The organism is Rubrivirga sp. SAORIC476 (genome assembly GCF_002283555.1).
In the GTDB taxonomy this organism is placed as follows: Bacteria; Bacteroidota; Rhodothermia; order Rhodothermales; family Rubricoccaceae; genus Rubrivirga.
Window position 1 is genome coordinate 658,206 of the sequence record NZ_MVOI01000006.1, and the last position, 17,022, is coordinate 675,227.

The window sequence follows — 17,022 nt, forward strand, 5'->3', positions numbered from 1 at the left end:
GGGGCGTAGACTGCCACGGCCCGTCGCGTGCGTCTCCGATGGGCCGCCCATTCCTCATGACCGCCGACCGCTGGGCGCGGGTCGAGGACCTCTTCGACCGCGCCGCCGACCTGCCCCGCGCCGACCGCGCCGCCTTCCTCGACGCCGCCTGCCGCGACGCCGACGGCACCCCCGACCGCGCGCTCCGCGAGGAGGTCGACCGGATGCTGGCCCTCGACACCGGCGCCGACGGGTTCTTCCACGACCTCACCGGCGGCGGGCTCGGCGTGCCCGACGACCCGATGGCGGGCGTCCCCGAGCGCGTCGGCCCGTGGCGGTTGGTCCGTGAGGTGGGGAAGGGGGGCATGGGGACCGTCTACCTCGCCGAGCGCGACGACGGGACGTTCGCACAGCGCGCCGCCATCAAGCTGGTCCGCCCTGGCCTGGCCGACGACCTCGTGGCACGCTTTCGGGCCGAGCGGCACCTGCTCGCGCGGCTGGAGCACCCCGGCATCGCGCGCGTGCTCGACGGCGGGACGGCGCCCGACGGCCGCCCCTACCTCGCGCTCGAATACGTCGACGGCGAGCCCATCACGGCGTTCGCCGACCGGCGCCAGCTGTCCGTCAACGAGCGGCTGGCCCTCTTTCAGGACGTGTGCGACGCCGTCGCCTACGCCCACCGGCGGCTGGTCGTCCACCGGGACCTGAAGCCGTCCAACGTGCTCGTCGCCCAGGGCGAGGACGGCGTGCGGCAGGTCAAGCTGCTCGACTTCGGCATCGCCAAGCTGCTGGACGACGACGCGGACTTCACCATCGCCCTGACGGCCCCCGAGCGGCGCATCCTGACGCCCGCCTACGCGGCGCCGGAGCAGGTCCGCGGCGACGCCGCGACGACGGCGACCGACGTGTACGGCCTGGGTGTGCTGCTCTACGAACTGCTGACCGGCCAGCGGCCCTACCAACTCGACCGGCGGGTCCGCCAAGCCATCGAGCGGGCCGTGCTCGACGCCGACCCGACCGAGCCGTCCACCATCGTCACCACAGGTGCCGACGCCGCGGCGCTGGCGTCGGCCCGCGGGACGGAGCCGCGCCGGCTTCGCAAGCGCCTCCAGGGCGACCTCGACCGGATCGTGCTGATGGCGCTCCGCAAAGAGCCCGACCGCCGGTACGGCTCGGCCGAGGCGTTCTCCGCCGACCTCCGCCGACACCTCGATGGGCTGCCGGTCGAGGCCCGCCCCGCGTCGGTCCGCTACCGCGTCGGCGCGTTCGTGCGTCGGCACCGCGTCGGGGTCGGGATCGCGGCCGGGCTGGCCGTCCTGCTCGTCGCCTACGCCGCGACCGTGACCACGCAGGCCCGGCGGATCGCGGAGGAGCGCGACCGCGCCGAAGCCGTCACCGACCTGCTGGTGGGCCTGTTCGACGGCGGCGACCCGGACGTGGCGCGCGGCGACACGCTCACGGCGCTCGCCCTGCTCGACTCCGCGGCCGTCCGCCTCGGCGTGTCGATGGGGGAGGAGCCCGCGCTGCGGAGCCGCCTCCAGGTCGCGCTCGGCCGCATCTACACCCAGCAGGGCGCCTTCGCCCGCGCCGACTCGCTCCTCGGCCCCGCCCTCGCCCAGGCCCGCGCCGACGGCGACCCCGGCGCTCTGGCGGACGCCCTCTACCAGGCTGCCGAGGTCCGCTACTGGGTCGGCGACTACGCCGAGGCGGAGGCCCTCCACCGCGAAGGGCTCGCCCTGGCCGAGCGGATCGGCCGCCCGGCCCGCGAGATCGCCGAGCGGACCAACCGCGTCGGCATCACGCGGGCCCGCCAGGGCGATTACGCCGACGCCCGCCGCACCTACGAGACCGCGCTCACGATTCTCCGCGGTGCCGTCACTTCGACCGACCCGGAGATCGGGCGGACGCTCGCCAACCTCGGCGTGCTCGACTACTACGAGGGCCGGTTCGCCGAGTCGGAGGCGCGCTACCGTCAGGCGCTCGCCATCCTGACGCCTGCGCTGGGGGGCGGGCACCCCGAGGTGATCATGAACCGCCGCGAGATGGCGTGGCCCATCGGCGACCAGGGGCGGGCCGAGGAGGCGGTCGAGATCCTGACCGAGGTGGACCGCGCCAACCGGCGGCTCTACGGCGAGGGGCACCCGACGGTCGGCAACACCCTCGGCGAGCTGTCGCGCTACCAGCGCGCCGCGGGCGACCTCGACGGCGCCGAGGCGAGCGCGCGGGAGGGCCTCCGCCTCCAGCGCGCGCTCTACGGCGACGACCACGCCTACGTCGCCAACAAGATGCTCGACGTGGCCCTGGTCCTCCGCGAGCGCGGCGGCCTGTCCGAGGCACGTCGGCTCGCGGACGGCGCCCTCGCCATCCAGCGCGCGACGCTCGGCGCCGACCACCCGTACACGGCGGCGGGGCACGGGCACGTCGCCCACATCGCCGCCCTCCAGGGCGACCGCGCCGCGGCCCTCCGCCACGAACGCGAGGCGCTTCGCCTGTTCGAAGCCGCCTACGGACCCGGCCACCCGCGCACCGACACGTCGCGCGCCCGCCTCGCCCGGCTCACGTCCACGCGCTGACGCTGCCCGCCTCGGGCCGAGGGTGGGCGAGAAAAAAATCGACGGGACGTGTCGATCTGCGTCATGCCCGTTCGTCGGGTGGATAGAGTGGGGGAGAGCCCCCCGCCGTCCCAGACCCTCCCGACGATGCGCTTCATGATTTTCCGCAAGGCCGACGCCCAGACCGAGGCCGGCCTGCTTCCCTCGACCGACCTCCTGACGGCCATGACGGCCTACAACGAGTCCCTCTCCCGCGCGGGCGTGCTGCTGGCGGGCGAGGGCCTCAAGCCCTCCGCCGAGGGCGTCCGCTACCACTACACCGGCGGCGAGGCCACCGTCACCGACGGCCCGTTCGCCGAGACCAAGGAACTCGTGGCCGGCTTCACCACGATCCAGGCGCGCTCGCTCGACGAGGCCGTCGCCTGGGCTCGCCGCTGGCCCGCCGAGGACGGCGACGTGACGCTGGAGGTCCGCCAGGTGCACGAGCCGGTCCCCTCGTTCGGCACTCCGGACCCCGCCCGGCGCCAGTTCATCGCCATCTGGAGCGCTCCGCCTCAGGCCGAGACCCAGACCGAGCCGTCGGCTGAGATGCAGCAGGCCATGGGCCAGCTCATGGCCGACACTGCGGCGGCGGGCGTCCTGCTCGAAGCGGGCGGGCTGCTCCCGTCGGCGGTCGGGGCGCGGGTCGTGTTCGAGGACGGGACGCCGACCGTCGTGGACGGGCCGTTCTCGGAGTCGAAGGAGGTCATCGGCGGGTACGCCGTCTACCAGGCCGACTCGCTGGAGGCCCTCCGCCCGTGGTCCGAGCGGTTCGGCCGGGTCGTCGGCGACGGCACGAGCGAGATCCGACCGGTCTACGGGGCCGAGGACTTCGGCGAGGCCTTCACGCCGGAGCTCCAGGCACAGGAGGACCGCCTCCGCGCCGAGGCCGCCGCTCGTACCCAGACTGACTGATCCGCGACTGGGGTGGGAAGCGGGGATGTCACTGCCGTCCGCGTTCCTTTCGACCCGAGACCCGCGTCGGTCCGATCCGGCACGTGACGCGGGTCCAGCCGAGGGGCACGGACCCCTCGGCACGCAGCGCCCCGTTTCCACCCCTTCGACTCATGAGCCAACTCGTCTACTTCGAAATCCAGGCCGACGACCCCGAGGCCACCGCGACGTTCTACGCTGAGGTCTTCGGCTGGACCGCCGAGCGCGACCCGGCGCTCCCCATCCCGTACTGGCGCATCGAGGCCCACGGGATGCGCGGCGGCATTCTCCAGCGCCCGGCGCCCGTACCGGCGGGTTCACACGGCACGAACGCGTACGTCTGCTCCTTCGAGGTCGCGGACTTCGATGTCACGGCGGAGGCCATCCAGGCGCGCGGCGGGCGCGTGGCGATGGACAAGTTTGCCATCCCCGGCGTGTGCTGGCAGGGCTACTTCCTCGACCCAGCGGTCAACACGTTCGGCCTCGTCCAGCCCGACCCCGAGGCGGCGTGACCGACGCCGAGCCCTCCGCTGAGGCGGTCCGCGCGGCCGTCGAGACCACGTGGCGGCTGGAGTCCGCCCAGCTGATCGCGACGCTGGTGCGGCTGACCGGCGACCTTGGCGCGGCCGAGGATCTCGCCCACGACGCCCTCGTGGCGGCCCTCGAATCGTGGCCCACGACCGGCATCCCGCAGAGCCCGGGCGCGTGGCTCACCACGACGGCCCGGCGCCGCGCGCTCGACGCCCTCCGCCGCGCGCCGATGCTGGACCGCGCCCACGCCGAGATCGCCCGCGACCACGAGGTGCCCGACGCCGCCGCCGATCTCCACGACGCCCTCGACGACCCCGTGGGCGACGACCTCCTGCGGCTCGTGTTCACGACCTGCCACCCGGCGCTGAGCACCGAGGCGCGCGTCGCGCTCACGTTGCGCCTGTTCGGCGGCCTCACCACCGACGAGATCGCCCGCGCCTTCCTCACGCCCGTGCCGACGGTCGCCCAGCGCATCGTGCGCGCCAAGAAGACCCTCCGCGACCTCGGGGCGCCGTTCGAGGTGCCGCGCGCCGCCGACCTGCCCGCCCGGCTCGCCGACGTGCTGCGCGTGGTCTACCTCGTCTTCAACGAGGGCTACACGGCCACCTCGGGCGACGACTGGGCGCGGCCGGCACTCTGCGAGGACGCCCTCCGCCTCGGCCGCGTCCTCGCCGCGCTCCTGCCCGACGAGCCGGAGGTCCACGGCTTGGTCTCACTCATGGAGGTCCAGGCGTCGCGCCTCCCCGCGCGCGTCGGCTCCGACGGCGAGCCGGTGCTGCTGATGGACCAGGACCGGTCGCGGTGGGACGGCCTGCTCGTCCGCCGCGGGCTGGCGGCGCTGGACCGGGGCGCCGCACTCGCAGGCGGAGCGCCCGGCCCGTACCTCCTCCAGGCCGCGATCGCCGCCTGCCACGCCCGCGCGCGGGCGTCCACCGATACCGACTGGGCCGAGATCGCGGCGCTCTACGCAGCCCTCTACGCGATCCACCCGTCCCCCGTGGTGGAGCTGAACCGGGCCGTCGCGGTCTCCTTCGCCGAGGGGCCCGCCGCCGGACTGGCCCTCGCCGACGCCCTGGCCGAGTCGGGCACCCTCGACGGCTACCACCTCCTTGACGCCGTCCGCGGCGACCTGCTGGACAGGCTCGGCCGGGCCGACGAGGCGCGCGCCGCCTTCGAGGCCGCCGCGGCCCTCACCCGCAACGAGCGCGAGCGGACGCTCCTCCTCGACCGGGCCGCCCGCCTCTGACCCTCCCGCCTCGGCGCCGAGGCGGACGGGGTCATGGTTCACACACGCGACGCGCCTCTGTCGCTCGCCCGGGCGAGCTTGAGCGACCCTCTTGCCGCCCGCGATGACCTCTCCTGCCACCCCCGAGGCCGACGGGTCCGATCCCTCCGCGCCCGACGCACCGCGGTCGCTGGGGCGCGAGATGCTCGCCGCCCTCCGGGGGACGGCCCGCGACTACACCGAGGGGCCCATCGGGACGGCGCTGCTGCTGCTGGCCGTCCCGATGGTGCTGGAGATGGTCATGGAGTCCGTCTTCGCCGTCGTGGACGTGTACTGGGTCGCGTCGCTCGGCGCCCCCGCCGTCGCGGCCGTCGGGCTGACCGAGTCCGTCCTGTCGCTGATGTACGCCGTCGCGATGGGGTTGTCGATGGCGGCCACGGCCGTCGTCTCCCGGCGGATCGGGGAGAAGGACCCCGACGGCGCGGCGCGGGCGGCGGTGCAGGCGGTCGCGGTGGCGGCCGCGGCCTCCATCCCGTTCGCCGTCGTCGGCATCTGGTACAGCGACGGCCTGCTGACGCTGATGGGCGCCGACGCCGAGACGGCGGCCGTCGGCGCGGGCTACATGGCCTGGATGCTGGGCGGCAACGCCGTCATCATGCTGCTGTTCGTGCTCAACGCCGTCTTCCGGGGCGCGGGCGACGCGGCCATTGCGATGCGCGTGCTGTGGCTGGCCAACGGCATCAACCTGATCCTCGACCCGATGCTGATCTTCGGCTGGGGGCCGTTCCCGGAGTGGGGCGTCACCGGCGCGGCCATCGCCACCACCATCGGCCGGGGGATCGCGGTGCTCGTCCAACTGATCGTGCTGCTGCGCGGGAGCCAGCACCTCCGCGTCCTCGCCCGCCACCTCCGCCTCCAGGCCGACGTGATGGACCGCATCGTGCGGACCTCCCTCGGCGGGATCGCGCAGTTCGGCGTCGCCACCACGTCGTGGGTCTTCCTGGTCCGCATCGTGGCCGAGTTCGGGGCAGACTCGCTGGCGGGCTACACCATCGCCATCCGCATCTTTCTGTTCACGCTGCTCCCCGCGTGGGGGCTGGCGAACGCCGCGGCGACGCTGGTGGGCCAGAACCTGGGCGCCGGGAAGCCCGAGCGCGCCGAGCGGTCGGTCTGGATCGCGGGCTGGGTGACGATGGCGCTGCTCGGCCTGGTGTCGGTCGCCTACGTCGTCTGGGACGAGGCGCTCGTCCGGCTGTTCACCGACGAGGCGGGCGTGGTCGCGACGGGGGCCGAGTGCCTCCGCGTCCTCGCCTACGGGTACGTCATCTTCGCGTGGGCGATGGTGATCCCCCAGGCCTTCAACGGCGCCGGCGACACGCTCACGCCGACCTGGATCAACCTGGCCTGCTTCTGGGCGCTCCAGGTGCCCGTCGCGTGGGCGTTGGCGTTCCCGCTCGGGCTGGGCGAGTTGGGCGTCTACCTCTCGATTACGATCGCGAACCTCGCCGCCGCCCTCCTGGCCGCCGTCCTCTTCCGCCGCGGCACCTGGAAGGCGACGATGGTGTGAGGACCGGTGTTCGGCTCCCGTCGACTGTGCCCGCCTCGGCGCCGAGGCGGGCCGGGTCGCCGAGGCCGCGCCCCGGTCAGTGATCCGCCTCCACCGGCTCCCGCCACCCCGAGAGCCGGTCCTCGTACGTCGCCAGCCGCGCCTCCGCCGTGTCCGGCGCATCCAGCCGGGCGACGTGGAACAGCGCCTCGCCCTCGTACACCAGCGGCAACTGCGTCTTGCCGATGATGAGCCCCGAGTCGCGCGACAGGACCGGCCGCGAGTGGTCGCCCAGCGGCGCCGTCAGCGTGCCCACCTGCTCGCCCTCCTCCACGAGGTCGCCGATGTCGCGCGTCATCTGGAGCGTGCCGCTCTCCTCGGCCCGCGTCCACCCGCTGCTCCGCGCGATCAGCGGCGGCACCACGCGCGTCGGCGCCGTCTTGGGCAGCATCCCGAGCCCGCGCATCACCGAGACCACCCCCCGCAGCCCGATCCGCACCGACCGCTCGTCCAGCCGCAGCGCCTCGCCGGCCTCGTAGAGCAGCACCGGCACGCCGTGCTCCAGCACCGTCTGCCGCATCGAGCCGTCGCGCAGGTTGGCGTGCAGGATCAGCGGCACCCGAAACCCGTGCGCCATCGCGACGGCGTCCTCCTGGTCCAGCGACACCCGCACCTGCGGCAGGTTCGTCCGGTTCAGCGCCCCCGTGTGGAGGTCGATCCCGTGCGTCGCGTTCGCCACCACCTCCTCCATGAACGTGTGCGCCAGCCGCGACGCCATCGACCCGGTCGGCGAGCCGGGAAACGAGCGGTTCAGGTCGCGCCGGTCGGGCAGGTACCGCGACCGCGCCGTGTAGCCGTACACGTTCACCACCGGCACCGCGATCAACGTCCCGCGGAGGTGCTTCAGCAACCGCAGCCCCAGCAGCCGCCGGATGATCTCGACGCCCAGGATCTCGTCGCCGTGGATCGCCGCCGACACGAACAGCCGCGGCCCGTCGCGCCGGCCCCGCACCACGTGGACGGGCATCGCCATCGCCGCGAGCGTGTAGAGCGGTGCGATGGGGAGGCGGATCGTCCGCCGCGTCCCGCGCGGGATCTCGGCGCCGCCGATGACAAGGGGCTCGGGCAGGGGGGAGGGGGTCATGCCGGGAGACTACGGATCTTGCCGCCTCGGTGCCGAGGCGCGGAACCTCAGGGCCGAATCCGGTGACAGGCGCCCTCCGGCGATCGCGTACTCAGGACGGTCCCGGGGCCCAACGCCCCGCTTTCCTCCTCAGCCCCTCTCGCCATGCGCCGCCTTTCCTGTGCCCTTCTCCTGCTCGCGTCCGTCGCAGGCTGCTCCTCCTCCGACCAGGCCGCCCCGGCCGTCGAAGTCGCCCAGACCGTCGATGCGACGTGGAGCACCGACGCACGCGTAGGCCGCGAGGCGATGGGCCGGTACGCCTTCGTCTGTTCGCCGAACCCGCCCGAGAGCGACCGGGGCGCCATTGTCTGGGGCTCCGGCCCCTACACCGACGACTCGAGCGTCTGCCGGGCGGGCGTCCACGCCGGTGCCATCACCTACGCCTCCGGAGGGCGCGTCGTCATCGAGATGCGCCCAGGCCAGGAGCAGTACGTCGGGAGCGTCCGAAACGGGGTTGAGACGGAGGACTACGGATCCTGGGGGGGCAGCTTCGCCGTCGTTCGCTAACCTCGCTGCGACTCCGCCCCTGCCCGAGCCCTATGCCCACGCACCACGCCATCGACTACATCGAGTTCACCGTCCGCGACCTGAGCGAGGCCAAACGCTTCTACAGCGACGCCTTCGACTGGGTCTTCACCGACTACGGCCCGAGCTACGCGGGCATCCAGCGGCCCGGCGGCGACGGTGAGGCCGGCGGCATGGAGCAGTCCGACACGCTCCGTCCCGGCGGCCCCCTGGTGATCCTCTACTCCGACGACCTGGAAGCCAGCGTAGCGGCCGTCGAAGCGGCAGGCGGCACCGTCTCTACGCCGCCGTTCGGCTTCCCCGGAGGGCGGCGCTTCCACTTCACCGACCCCAGCGGCAACGAACTGGCGGTCTGGGCCGAGAAGTAGCCACCCCGCCCCGGCGCCGTGGCGGGCAAGACGGCACAGGCGGCGTGACAGGCGAACGAGGCAGACGCGGTAGTGGGGGTGGCTCCAATCAGGCGCCGTTTCTTTTTGCCTCCCCGGACCCATGCGCTCCCTCCTCGTTCTGCTCGCTCTCCTCGTCGCCACCGGCTGCTCCCAGCTCGAACAGGTCGCACGCGACACCCTCAACGGCACCCTGTCCTCCTCGCCGACGACCTACGACACCGCTCAGGGGGAGCGGGTCCGGTTTGCGCTCGGCGCCGTCGCCTTCGCCGACCGCGTCGACTCGTTCCGGCCGACGCGCGAGTTGTCGGCGGCCTACGCCGACCCGTCCCAGGCCGTCGGCCCGCCGGACTACGACACCGACCGCTGCCCCAGTGGCGACGAGTGCTACCTGACGCTCACGAGCGGCGGCGTGGCCGTGTTCGAGTTCACCAACAACACCCTCTACGACGGCCCCGGCGATGACCTCGCCATCTTCGAGATCGGCCCCGACGTCGAGGCCATGACGGTCGAGATCTCCGTCGACGGGCGTGACTACCTGATGCTGGGTCGCGTCGAGGGCTCGTCGGCCCTGCTCGACATCGCCGGGCGCGGCCGGAGCGGCGCGCAGTACCGGTTCGTGCGGCTCACCGACGACCCCGAGCAGGGCGGCAGCGGCGGCTCCACGCCCGGCGCCGACGTGGATGCCGTCGGCGCGATCCACGCCGAGCAGCGCTGACCTGACGCCCCCGCCTCGGCACCGAGGCGGGGGGACCCGGTCCTACGCTTCGGCGGCCGGGGCCATCGGCCCGACGGCCTCCGGGATGGCCTCGCCGGCCGGGACCGTCTCCAGCGAGACGCCGCCGCCCGGCGCCGCGTCGATCACCACCGCGTCGCCGTCGGCCACCAGGCCGCCGAGGATCTGCTCGGCGAGCTTGTTGGCGACCTGGCGCTGGAGCACCCGCTTGAGGGGCCGCGCGCCGAACGCGGCGTCGAAGCCCTCGGCCGCGAGCGCGTCCTTGGCCGCGTCGGTCAGCACGAGGCGCAGGCCGTGGGCCTTGCGCGCCATCGCCCGCGTCCGCTCGAACAGGATTTCGACGATGCGCCGGATCTGGGTCCGTCCCAGCGGCCGGAACACGACCGTCTCGTCGATCCGGTTGAGGAACTCCGGCCGCAGGCGCGTCCGCAGCATCCCCGTCAGCTCATCGCGCAGGGCGTCCATCTCCGACTCCGAGATCTCGCGGTCGGTCCCCAGGCGCTGGGTGATCAGCTCCGAGCCCAGGTTGGAGGTCATGATGATGAGCGTGTTCGAGAAGTCGACCACGCGGCCCTTGGAATCGGTCAGACGGCCGTCGTCGAGCACCTGCAGGAGCACATTGTAGACCTCCGGGTGCGCCTTCTCGAACTCGTCGAGGAGGACGACGGAGTACGGACGCCGCCGCACGGCTTCGGTCAACTGCCCGCCCTCGTCGTAGCCGACGTAGCCGGGAGGCGCACCGACCAGTCGCGACACCGTGTGCCGCTCCTGGTACTCGGACATGTCGATCCGCACCAGCGCGCCCTCGTCGTCGAACAGCTGCTCGGCGAGCGCCTTCGCCAGCTCCGTCTTGCCGACGCCCGTCGTGCCCAGGAAGATGAACGAGCCCAGCGGACGGCTCGCCTCCTGCAGGCCGGCCCGCGAGCGGCGCACCGCGTTCGACACCGCCTCGACGGCCTCGGGCTGCCCGACGACGCGCTGTTCGAGGGCGTCCTCCAGGTGCAGCAGCTTCTCGCGCTCGGTCGCCAACATCCGCGAGACCGGGATGCCGGTGGCGCGCGAGATCACGTCCGCGATGTCCTCCGCGTCGACCTCCTCTTTGAGCATCGCGCCGTTCGACTGGACCTCGGCGAGCCGCTCCGTCGCCCGGTCGATCTGCTCCTGGAGGCCGGGGATCTGGCCGTGGCGGATCTCGGCGACGCGGGCGAAGTCGCCCTGCCGCTCTTGCTCGGCCGCCTCGGTCTTGAGGGCCTCGATGGAGGCGCGGGAGTTCTTGATGGTCGTCACCAGGTCGCGCTCTTGCTCCCAGGTCGCGCGGAGCCGGTCGCGCTCCTCTTCGAGGTTCGCCAGCCGCTCCGAGATGGTCTCCACCTGGGCATCGTCGCCCTCACGCTTGACCGCCTCCCTCGCGATCTCCTGGGTCCGGATCTCGCGCTCGACGGAGTCCAGTTCTTCGGGCGTCGAGTCGATCTCCAGACGCAGGCGCGACGCCGCCTCGTCGATCAGGTCGATGGCCTTGTCGGGCAGGAAGCGGCTGGTGACGTAGCGGTCCGACAGCTCGGCCGCCGCCACGATGGCGCCGTCCGTGATGCGCACGCCGTGGTGGACCTCGTACCGGTCCTTGATGCCGCGCAGGATCGCGACCGTGTCCTCCACCGACGGCTCGGCGACGAGCACCATCTGGAAGCGGCGCTCCAGCGCCTTGTCCTTCTCGAAGTACTTCTGGTACTCGTCCAGCGTCGTCGCGCCGATGGCCCGCAACTCACCGCGCGCCAGGGCGGGCTTCAGGATGTTGGCCGCGTCCATCGCGCCGTCGCCGCCGCCCGCGCCGACCAGCGTGTGGATCTCGTCGATGAACAGGATGATCTCGCCCGCCGCGTCCGTCACGTCCTTGACGACCGCCTTGAGGCGGTCCTCGAACTCGCCGCGGTACTTCGCGCCCGCGATCAGCGCGCCCATGTCGAGTGCCAGGATCCGCTTCGACTGGAGCCCCTCGGGCACGTCGCCTTCGACGATCCGGATCGCCAGCCCCTCCGCGATGGCCGTCTTGCCGACGCCCGGCTCGCCGACCAACACGGGGTTGTTCTTCGTCCGCCGCGAGAGGATCTGGAGCACGCGCCGGATCTCGTCGTCGCGCCCGATCACCGGGTCGATCTGGCCTTTCCGGGCCGCCTCGTTGAGGTCGCGGGCGTAGCGGTTGAGCGCGTCGTACTTGGACTCGGCGTAGGGGTCCTGCACGCGCTGGCCGCCGCGCACCTCCTGGAGCACGCCCAACAGCGTGTCCTTGGTGACGCCCTGGCTCTTGAGCGCGTTCGCCGTCGGCCCGTCGCCCTCGGCGAGCGCCATCAGCAGGTGCTCCGAGGCGACGTACTCGTCGCTCAGCGTCTCCGCCTCGGCGAGCGCCCGGTCGAACGCCTTGTTGAGGTCCTGGCCGATGTACTGGCCCGACACGCTGGCCCCGGTCACGACAGGCAGCTTGTCGACGGCCCGCTCGGCGAGCGCAGCGAGGGTCTCGGCATTCGCACCGAGGCGGTCGAGCAGGGTGGGGATCAGGCCGCCCTCGTCCTGCAGGAACGCCTGCAAGAGGTGCGGGGGCTCGACGCCCTGGTGGTTCTTGGACTGCGCGATCTCGAGGGCGCGCTGGACGGCCTCCTGGGCCTTGACGGTAAACTTCTGCAGGTTCATGGTCGGGGGGCGGGGCGGCCGGGGCCGCGTGTTCGAAGTCGGTTTCGACGCGTCGAGAGCGAAGGGTGTGCCATCGGGGCCTCGTCTGTCACCCTGTCAGCCGTTATTGGCGAAGGGCGGGTCGTGCTCGCCCGCCCGCTCGGTTCCACGGGGAGAGGGGGGGGACGCCCTGCCGCCGAGCGCGGCCGTTTCTCCTCCGAACCGGTGCACAGGGACCGGGGGGGTGACGAGGCCTCCGGTTGAGTCCACGGTGCGAGAGGCCGATATCCCCCGCGCGCTTCTCTGTCTGGCCCGTGTCCTCGTCCTCCCGTCGTCCGTCCGCCGTCGTCCAGGCCTTCCGCTGGCTGCTGCTCATGGGGGCGCTCACCACCTTCGGCTTCTGGTGGATGTACCAGGTCGTCGGGCCGAGTCCCCACGACATGCTGTGGCTTCGGGCCGTCATGGCCTCGCCGTTCCTGGCCATCCTCGCCGGGACGTACACGAGCGAGTGGGTGCGACGACACGTCTGGTGGCTGGCACTGGGGGCGAGTGCGATGATGAACGCGTACTTCTCCACGCTCGCCGTGCTCAGCGGTTTCGGAGAGGCCTGGACCATCGCCATCCTCACGGCCACCTCCGCCGCCATCCTCGCGCTCGCCTCGTATGCGCGGAAGCCGCGCCACGTGTGGGTCGCCGCGGTCGTGAACCTGACCGCCAGTTCGATTCCCCTGTTCGTTCTCGGGGCGGATGGCCTGCAGACCACGCTCACCCTCGCCTATGCCGGGGTGCTGGCGACGCTCATCTCGTTCGCGGCGGTCTCCCAGGTGCGGACGCGACACGCCTATCGCGCGCAGCGCGACGCCGCTGCCGCGCAGGGACGCCTGCTCCGGACCGTCATCGATGCCATCCCCCAGCACGTCTACGTCAAGGACCGGGAGGGGAGGTGCCTCATCCGCAACCGGTACAGCGCCGAGCAGATGGGCTTCGACGATCCGGAGGAGGCGGTTGGCCTGACCGTGTTCGACCAGTCGGAGGACCCGCAGGTCGCCGCCGACTACTGGGCCCAGGAGGACCGGGTGATGCGGGCCGGGGAGCCGGACCTCGACCACGAGGAGCCCTACGCCTTCGACGGCCAGACCGGCTGGGTGGTGACGTCGCGGGTCCCGCTCCGCGACGACACCGGGGCGGTCGTCGGTCTCGTCGGGGTGACGCGGGACGTGACCGAGCAGAAGACGGCGCGGGCGGTCGTGCTGGAGGCCAAGGAGGCCGCCGAGGCGCGGGAGGCCGAGGTGGCCGAGCAGCGCGCGCTCCTCCGCACGGTCATCGACACCATCCCGGACCACATCTACGTCAAGGACCGCGAGGGGCGAGCCACGCTCCGGAACCTCGCCAGTGCGCGATCCCTCGGCTACGAGACCCCCGAGGACGCCGTCGGCTACGCCGATTCGGACGTCGACGCCGACCTCGGCGCCCTCACCCGCGCCGACGATCTCTACGTGATCGAGACGGGCGCCGCCATCCGCGACAAAGAGGAGCAGGCGCTTGGAGGGGGCTGGCTGCTCACCACGAAGGTCCCGCTCCGGGACCGTGACGGCGCGGTCACCGGACTCGTCGGCGTCAGCCGCGACATCACGGCCCAGCGCGAGGCCAAGGCGGCGCTCGTGCAGGCGAAGGAAGCCGCCGAGGCGCGAGGGCGTGCGCTCGCCGAGCAGAGGCAGCTCCTCCAGACGCTCATCGACGAGATTCCCGACGCCATCTACATCCTCGACAACGACCGGCGGTTCCTGGCCCTCAACCGAGGCGCGGCCTACTGCTTCGGGCACCCGGCCGAGGAGATCGTCGGGAGGACGCCGGACGAACTGTTCGCCCCCGCGCTGGCGAAGAGCTTCCGGCAGAGCGACGAGTCCCTGCTCGCTGCCGAGGGAGACTTCCTGCGGACGGAGCACGACTTCACGTTGCCCAGTGGGCAAACGGTCCGGGCGGTCACCTCCCGCTTCGTCACACGCGACGCGTCCGGCGCCGTCGCCGGCCTCGTCGGGGTGAGCCGGGACGTCACGGCCGACCGGGCAGCGCAGAAGGCGCTCATCGAGGCCAAGGAGGCTGCCGAGGCGGCCACCCGGGCCAAGAGCGAGTTCCTGGCCAACATGAGCCACGAGATCCGGACGCCCATGAACGGCGTTATCGGCATGACCTCGCTCCTGCTGGACACCGCGCTCGACCGGGAGCAGCACGACTTCGTGGAGACCATCCGCTCGTCGGGCGAGGCGCTCCTGACCATCATCAACGACATCCTCGACTTCTCGAAGATCGAGGCCGGGATGCTCGACCTCGACGTGCAGCCGTTCGACATCCGGACGTGCGTCGAGGCGGCGCTCGACCTGGTGGCCCAGCCGGCGGCTGAGAAGGGCGTCGAACTGGCCTACCTCGTCGAAGACGGCGTGCCGCGGACCGTCCGCGGCGACGTGACGCGCGTCCGCCAGGTGCTCGTCAACCTGCTTTCGAACGCCGTCAAGTTCACCCACGAGGGCAGCGTCTGCGTCCGCGTCGACGCGGCGCCGCACGATGCGGAGGCCGGGACCACCTGCGAGGTTGAGTTCGCGGTCGAAGACACGGGCATCGGCATCGCGCCCGACAAGATGGACCTCGTGTTCGAGAGCTTCTCCCAGGCCGACGCCTCGACCACCCGCAAGTACGGCGGAACGGGCCTCGGCCTGACGATCTGCCGCCGCCTCGTGGACATGATGGGCGGGACGATGGAGGCCGAGAGTCGCCTCGGCCAAGGGTCCACGTTCCGCTTCTCGATGAAGGCCGAGGTGGCGCCGTCGGAGCGGCGCGTGTTCCTCCGGCGCGAGCAGCCCGTGCTGCAGGGCCGCCGCGTGCTGATCGTCGACGACAACGACGTCAACCGCGAGATCCTGACCCGCCTCGCCTCGCGCTGGCGCATGGTGCCGGACGCCGTCGCCTCGGGCGCGGCGGCCATCGACACGGCCCGCGCGGCGATGGTGGCCGGGCGGCCCTACGATCTCGTGCTGCTCGACATGCAGATGCCCGAGATGAACGGCGTCGACACGGCCCATGCCCTGCGGGCGCTTGCGCCCGACGCGCCGCCCGTCATGGTGATGCTGACCTCCATCAACCGGGAGGGCGGGCTCCGCGAGGAGACGCGGGCGGCTGGCATCACGGCCGTCCTGTACAAGCCCACCAAGCCGTCGCAACTGTACGACATCCTGATCGACGCCTTCGACGGTCGCCCGGCCGCCGCGGCGCCTCAGGCGCAGGGCTCGACGTCCTGGATCTCGCGTGCTCAGCCCGCCGCAGCCCTCCGGATCCTGCTCGCCGAGGACAACGTGGTGAACCAGAAGGTGGCCGTGCGCCTCCTCGACCGGCTCGGCTGCGCGGTCGACGTGGTCTCCGACGGGGCCGAGGCGGTCGCGGCTGTGGTGCGGCAGGCTGACGCAGACACCCCCTACGACCTCGTGTTCATGGACGTGCAGATGCCGGTCATGGACGGCCTGGAGGCCACCCGCGCCATCCGCCAGGCGGCCGAGGTGACGCAGGCGCCCTACATCGTCGCGCTGACGGCCAACGCCATGCAGGGCGACCGCGAGGAGTGCCTCGCTGCCGGAGCCGACGACTACCTCGCCAAGCCGGTGCAGCTGGACAGCATGCAGGCGGCGCTGGACCGCGCCCTCGCCGCCCGCCGCGCGTCGAGGGAAACGGCGTAGGCCGCGCTAAGCGAGCCCTTCGGCCTCGGCCCAGGCGCGGAGGCCCTCGGCGGCCCCGTCCGAGAGCGTCGGCACGGAGACCTCGATGAGGACGAACAGGTCGCCCTGGCCCGCGTCGGTCTCCACCCCCTGGCCTTTGACGCGGAGGCGCCGCCCCGGCTGCGTGCCGGGCTTCACCTTCAGGCGGACCGTCTTGCCGGTCGCGGTGCGTACCTCCCGAGTGGTGCCGAGCATGGCTTCGACGGCCGTGATCGTCTCGGTCGTGATGAGGTCGTCACCGTCGCGCGAGAACCGAGCGTCGGGCGTGACGCGGAAGGTGATGAAGAGGTCCCCTGCAGGCCCGCGTGGTCCGGGAGCCGTCTCGCCCTTGCCGGTCAGCTTGATCTTGAAGCCGTCGCGGACGCCCTTCGGGATCGTGATGCGGACCGTCTCACCGCCGGGCGTTCGGAACTCGCGCTTGCCCCCGGCCAGTGCCTCCTCGAACGTCAGGCGGACCGTCGTCTCGACGTCACGCCCGCCCCGGAAAGCGGTGTCGCCGCCGCCGCCCGCGCCGCCGAAGAACTGGTCGAAGATGTCGCCGAGGCCGCCGCCGCCACCGAACGTGAACGCGTCCTGGTCTCCGCCCGGCCCCGCGCCCGTCGCGTCGACGCGGACGTAGGTGCCGTCGGGGGCGCGGTAGTAGCGGCCGGGACCGCCGGGGCCGGGGAAGCCCCCGAACGGCGTCCCCTCGTACTGCCCACCGTAGGGATCGCGTCTGGCCCGGTCGTAGGCCCGCCGCTTGGTCTCGTCGCCGACGAGGTCGTAGGCGGCCTGGATCTCCTTGAACCGCTCTTCCGCGGCCGGGTCGCCCGCGTTGCGGTCCGGGTGGTACTGCTGGGCGAGCGCGCGGTACGCCTTTTTTATCTCCTTTGCGGAGGCGTCGTCGGCGACGCCGAGGGTCGTGTAGGGGTCCGAGGTGGAGGGCACGGGGGCGGGAGAATGGGCCCGGTGGTACTCCC

The 17,022-nt window shown here is 72.6% G+C and carries 12 protein-coding genes; 9 read left to right on the plus strand and 3 right to left on the minus strand.

Features of this window, described 5'->3' with window-relative positions; genetic code table 11:
• Positions 1-38 precede the first annotated feature (38 nt).
• From B1759_RS14365 to B1759_RS14390, 5 genes are all read left to right on the plus strand, one after another.
• Complete coding sequence (locus B1759_RS14365; protein ID WP_095515748.1) at positions 39-2,552, plus strand: serine/threonine-protein kinase; 2,514 nt, start codon at positions 39-41, stop codon at positions 2,550-2,552.
• 126 nt (positions 2,553-2,678) lie between these two features.
• Positions 2,679-3,485 carry a YciI family protein gene (locus B1759_RS20025; RefSeq protein WP_198948895.1) on the plus strand — a complete coding sequence of 269 codons (807 nt, stop codon included), beginning with the start codon at positions 2,679-2,681 and terminating at the stop codon, positions 3,483-3,485.
• A gap of 152 nt (positions 3,486-3,637) precedes the next feature.
• Positions 3,638-4,015, plus strand: a complete 378-nt coding sequence (locus B1759_RS14380; RefSeq protein ID WP_095515749.1) for a VOC family protein — start codon at positions 3,638-3,640, stop codon at positions 4,013-4,015.
• Positions 4,012-5,280, plus strand: a complete 1,269-nt coding sequence (locus B1759_RS14385; protein ID WP_095515750.1) for an RNA polymerase sigma factor — start codon at positions 4,012-4,014, stop codon at positions 5,278-5,280. The genes B1759_RS14380 and B1759_RS14385 overlap by 4 nt, the downstream gene beginning before the upstream one ends.
• Before the next feature lie 103 nt (positions 5,281-5,383).
• Entirely contained in the window at positions 5,384-6,826 is a 1,443-nt protein-coding gene (locus B1759_RS14390) for an MATE family efflux transporter (protein ID WP_095515751.1), read from the plus strand.
• A 76-nt stretch (positions 6,827-6,902) separates the two neighbouring features.
• Here B1759_RS14390 and B1759_RS14395 read toward each other — a convergent pair whose 3' ends face one another.
• Positions 6,903-7,949, minus strand: coding sequence for a succinylglutamate desuccinylase/aspartoacylase family protein (locus tag B1759_RS14395; RefSeq protein ID WP_095515752.1), 1,047 nt, complete (start codon positions 7,947-7,949; stop codon positions 6,903-6,905).
• A 144-nt stretch (positions 7,950-8,093) separates the two neighbouring features.
• On the opposite strand from B1759_RS14395, the gene B1759_RS14400 reads away from it, so the two are divergent.
• From B1759_RS14400 to B1759_RS14410, 3 genes are all read left to right on the plus strand, one after another.
• The gene (locus B1759_RS14400) at positions 8,094-8,495 is read left to right on the plus strand and encodes an LCCL domain-containing protein (RefSeq protein WP_095515753.1); all 402 of its coding nucleotides are present in this window, start codon (positions 8,094-8,096) and stop codon (positions 8,493-8,495) included.
• A gap of 32 nt (positions 8,496-8,527) precedes the next feature.
• Complete coding sequence (locus B1759_RS14405) at positions 8,528-8,881, plus strand: VOC family protein (RefSeq protein ID WP_095515754.1); 354 nt, start codon at positions 8,528-8,530, stop codon at positions 8,879-8,881.
• A 121-nt stretch (positions 8,882-9,002) separates the two neighbouring features.
• Positions 9,003-9,617 (plus strand): PEP-CTERM sorting domain-containing protein, encoded by a 615-nt coding sequence (locus B1759_RS14410; RefSeq protein ID WP_095515755.1) that lies wholly within the window; start codon positions 9,003-9,005, stop codon positions 9,615-9,617.
• A 42-nt stretch (positions 9,618-9,659) separates the two neighbouring features.
• Here the strand turns inward: B1759_RS14410 and clpB are convergent, their stop codons facing one another.
• Positions 9,660-12,320, minus strand: coding sequence for an ATP-dependent chaperone ClpB (gene clpB / locus B1759_RS14415; protein ID WP_095515756.1), 2,661 nt, complete (start codon positions 12,318-12,320; stop codon positions 9,660-9,662).
• Positions 12,321-12,613: 293 nt separating this feature from the next.
• Here clpB and B1759_RS14420 point away from each other — a divergent pair, with 293 nt between their 5' ends.
• Positions 12,614-16,024 (plus strand): PAS domain-containing protein, encoded by a 3,411-nt coding sequence (locus B1759_RS14420; protein ID WP_095515757.1) that lies wholly within the window; start codon positions 12,614-12,616, stop codon positions 16,022-16,024.
• A gap of 6 nt (positions 16,025-16,030) precedes the next feature.
• On the opposite strand, the gene B1759_RS14425 is transcribed toward B1759_RS14420, so the two are convergent.
• The gene (locus tag B1759_RS14425; protein ID WP_095515758.1) at positions 16,031-16,990 is read right to left on the minus strand and encodes a DnaJ C-terminal domain-containing protein; all 960 of its coding nucleotides are present in this window, start codon (positions 16,988-16,990) and stop codon (positions 16,031-16,033) included.
• Positions 16,991-17,022 lie beyond the last annotated feature (32 nt).

What these genes read in the sequence shown, in the direction of transcription:
- B1759_RS14400 (WP_095515753.1), top strand. Translation starts at nt 8,094, where the DNA reads ATGCGCCGCCTTTCCTGTGCCCTTCTCCTGCTCGCGTCCGTCGCAGGC.
- B1759_RS14410 (WP_095515755.1), top strand. Translation starts at nt 9,003, where the DNA reads ATGCGCTCCCTCCTCGTTCTGCTCGCTCTCCTCGTCGCCACCGGCTGC.
- B1759_RS20025 (WP_198948895.1), top strand. Translation starts at nt 2,679, where the DNA reads ATGCGCTTCATGATTTTCCGCAAGGCCGACGCCCAGACCGAGGCCGGC.
- B1759_RS14365 (WP_095515748.1), top strand. Translation starts at nt 39, where the DNA reads ATGGGCCGCCCATTCCTCATGACCGCCGACCGCTGGGCGCGGGTCGAG.
- clpB (WP_095515756.1), bottom strand. Translation starts at nt 12,320, where the DNA reads ATGAACCTGCAGAAGTTTACCGTCAAGGCCCAGGAGGCCGTCCAGCGC.
- B1759_RS14390 (WP_095515751.1), top strand. Translation starts at nt 5,384, where the DNA reads ATGACCTCTCCTGCCACCCCCGAGGCCGACGGGTCCGATCCCTCCGCG.
- B1759_RS14405 (WP_095515754.1), top strand. Translation starts at nt 8,528, where the DNA reads ATGCCCACGCACCACGCCATCGACTACATCGAGTTCACCGTCCGCGAC.
- B1759_RS14395 (WP_095515752.1), bottom strand. Translation starts at nt 7,949, where the DNA reads ATGACCCCCTCCCCCCTGCCCGAGCCCCTTGTCATCGGCGGCGCCGAG.
- B1759_RS14380 (WP_095515749.1), top strand. Translation starts at nt 3,638, where the DNA reads ATGAGCCAACTCGTCTACTTCGAAATCCAGGCCGACGACCCCGAGGCC.